A 2,963-nucleotide genomic window follows, 5' to 3' on the forward strand; every position below is an offset into this window, starting at 1 on the left:
AATAAATATTTTTTATTTCTCAAAAAGGGTGTTTTTATTTTACTGGAAGCATTCCGCAATTCAGAATGTAGGGAATAATGTTATTGGGAGCATTCTGAAATGCGGAATACACCAAAGAGAGTTAATGGGAGCATTCTGAAATACGGAATACACCAAAGAGAGTTAATGGGAGCATTCTGAAATGCGGAATGCACCAAAGAGAGTTAATGGGAGCATTCTTAAATGCGGAATGCACCAAAGAGAGTTAATGGAAGCATTCTGAAATGCGGAATACACCAAAGAGAGTTAATGGAAGCATTCTGAAATGCGGAATACACCAAAGAGAGTTACTGGGAGCATTCTGAAATGCGGAATGCTCCAAAGAGAGTTAATGGGAGCATTCCGCAAAATAATATGCTCTCCTGAACGTTAAAGGGTGTATTCCGCAATGGGAAATGCACCAAAGAGAGTTAATGGGAGCATGTTTCATTGAAATATACACTAAATAACGTAAAATGGGGTATATTTCATTGGGGTATACACCAAATGGCAGTATTTACAGAAATGATATTTATCTCGCCGATGTTGGTGTTCTTCAGGTAACTATATACCTGTTAGACCACATTACTTCTCTGTAAAAAAATTAGCAAAAAAATAAAATTACTTGGTGAATGGGGTTCTATTTTCTATTTTATTACTATTACCGGCATAGGACAATTCTATTGGCAGAACTTCATCTAACTTCTCTTTAGTAATCCACTCAAAGTTATACCAATACAACCCCGTTTTTTTATTAAAAGCCAACGACTGCCTTATATTCATATTCTTTATGTATTGGGCTATTGATAGTTGAGCCATTGAATGTAATTTTAGTCTGCAAGTTATAAAAAAAAGCAACCTACTTTTTAGTGGTTGCTTTTTTTGTTTCCTTTACCTTCTCTTTAGGCTTAGGATTGCCCTTTACTGATGCTGCCATAATGTTGTGAAATACATTAGATGCCTCTACTGGTGTTTTCTTATCTTCTTTTGCCATAATATCAAAAAGGTTCATCCAGTGCATTATTATCCAATACCGACTTGGCTGTTTTTTTAGAATATTCTTCTATATTTTCATCTAATATTATCTCTACATTTTTTGGCTTGCTTAGTAATTTGATTGCATTGTCGTAGTATTTAAATAAATCCTTAGAACTTGGCTTTGAAATCAATAAATCAAATTTATAATTCTTACTACTAGCGAATGCCTCTAAATCTATAAACTCTCCATAAAATCGATACGATTTGTTTTGTATCGAAGTTGGCTTTTTTACATCAAAAGAAATAGGCTTAACTAAGTTTAAAGAACCATTTTGCCAAGCTATATCAAATTTAAATTCCGTTTTGTCTGTTGGGTTTATTTTATAATCGAAATATATATTTTTATTACTCTTATCTAAAACACTCTTATCAAACTTTTTTAATAGCGTCTTATATTTATTAAGAAGCACCCCTTCGTCTATCTTATCAGGCTCGATATTATTATTGTCAAAATAAGAGAAGAATTGATTATATAAACTACCGACTATTGCACGTTCATCTTCAATATATTTTAATCCAACCTTTGATTCTCCAAATTCCAAGCAAGTTGAATCCTTCAATAGAATTTCTGATTCAATAAATTTATCAATACCATTCTCTAACGAAAATTGATAAGAAGTATAAAAGTCTTTATTTATAGCTAAAACCTTTTCCTTTATTGATCTTAAATATGATTTAATCGTTTTTTCTGGAATGTCTAAATAAGTAAATTTAAGTCTAATTAGACGATCGGGGCATTCAAAATACAATTTTTTTGTGTCATTAAAATATACAAGAATGGCAATATTAACCAGTTCACCCAGGAATTGGGAATGATTATACTTTAAAAGACAATATGTATATTTTTCTTTTTTCACACTAATTTATAACAGACAATATTATTTCACAAATAAGCTTTGCTTCTTTTTTTGCAAAGCGAAGGTACTCAATGAGCCTGTAAGAATGGTCGCAAGATATGTCATTTATAGAAAGTTCGTTTATGATAGCCGTTATTTTATCAATATTTAACTTCTCTAAATCCTGCTGAAATTCAATAAATAAATCTTTCTTTTTATGCGTCTGTAATCCTTTAAGATAACTAAAAAACAAATGGGAAGTATAGACGTATTGAATATTTCTATTGGTAAATCTTTCTATTATCAAATCATAAAGGTTCCTTGTTGTATCTATGAATGGCAATGCCTGCTCGTGGTCAATTGCCATATATCCGTCATCATCAATTAGAATATTAGGCTTTCTTTGTCCTCTATCAAGATTGAAAAGCAAACAATCAAAGGCAAAAACTTTTGCACTATTGTATGGGCTTATAATATTTTTACTGTGAGAATATTGCATCATTCGTTCTTGATAGCAACTAGCAAATTTAAGCCCGTTATGTTTTGTTTTTAAAAACGCCCTCTCTGCATCTCCGATAGCTATATCAATAAAGTCTCGTCCCAAATCCGCCAAAGCGTAATTTGGAGTTATTATGTCAAGTTGAGATGCTAATTCACAACTAATGACTTCCTTAAAAACGGGGAATTGTTGTAGGGTAGATTTTTCTGAAAAAAACTTGACTATATAAGGCACTTCTATACCATCATCTAATAGATACATTTTCCACGGCATAGTAGAACCCCCGAATGCTGAACCTTCAAATCTTGTAGCTTCTAAAATTTTCACATTTTGGGAATGTATGAATCACAAATATATGTGTTCACCACACTATGTGATATAAATACATATAAAATAAATAGTTTAGTTACTAGTTTGTAATTTGCAACTATAAACTTATATTTGCGAAATGAAAGAAAAAATAAACATAGAAAAGTTACAAACAATAAAGAACTATGCACTGGAAATGGGCGTAACTACGTCCTATATATATAAATTAGTAAAAGATGAAAAGATGGCTGCATTAGTCATTG

5 protein-coding genes are annotated in these 2,963 nt (G+C 31.4%); 1 reads left to right on the forward strand and 4 read right to left on the reverse strand.

Going from position 1 to position 2,963, the window contains the following annotated elements; all coding sequences use genetic code 11:
* Positions 1–494: 494 nt before the first annotated feature.
* Positions 495–617 (forward strand): hypothetical protein, encoded by a 123-nt coding sequence (locus tag Q0Q99_RS09275; RefSeq protein WP_293894733.1) that lies wholly within the window; start codon positions 495–497, stop codon positions 615–617.
* 22 nt (positions 618–639) lie between these two features.
* Here Q0Q99_RS09275 and Q0Q99_RS09280 read toward each other — a convergent pair whose 3' ends face one another.
* From Q0Q99_RS09280 to Q0Q99_RS09295, 4 genes are read right to left on the reverse strand one after another with little or no spacing between them, the layout of a single operon-like run.
* The gene (locus Q0Q99_RS09280; RefSeq protein ID WP_293894736.1) at positions 640–837 is read right to left on the reverse strand and encodes a hypothetical protein; all 198 of its coding nucleotides are present in this window, start codon (positions 835–837) and stop codon (positions 640–642) included.
* A 40-nt stretch (positions 838–877) separates the two neighbouring features.
* Positions 878–1,012, reverse strand: a complete 135-nt coding sequence (locus Q0Q99_RS09285) for a hypothetical protein (protein WP_293894739.1) — start codon at positions 1,010–1,012, stop codon at positions 878–880.
* 4 nt (positions 1,013–1,016) lie between these two features.
* The gene (locus Q0Q99_RS09290) at positions 1,017–1,913 is read right to left on the reverse strand and encodes a hypothetical protein (RefSeq protein ID WP_293894742.1); all 897 of its coding nucleotides are present in this window, start codon (positions 1,911–1,913) and stop codon (positions 1,017–1,019) included.
* A gap of 1 nt (position 1,914) precedes the next feature.
* Complete coding sequence (locus tag Q0Q99_RS09295; RefSeq protein ID WP_293894745.1) at positions 1,915–2,718, reverse strand: HipA family kinase; 804 nt, start codon at positions 2,716–2,718, stop codon at positions 1,915–1,917.
* Between the last annotated feature and the right edge of the window lie 245 nt (positions 2,719–2,963).

The organism is Flavobacterium sp. (genome assembly GCF_025352425.1).
Lineage (GTDB): Bacteria > Bacteroidota > Bacteroidia > Flavobacteriales > Flavobacteriaceae > Flavobacterium.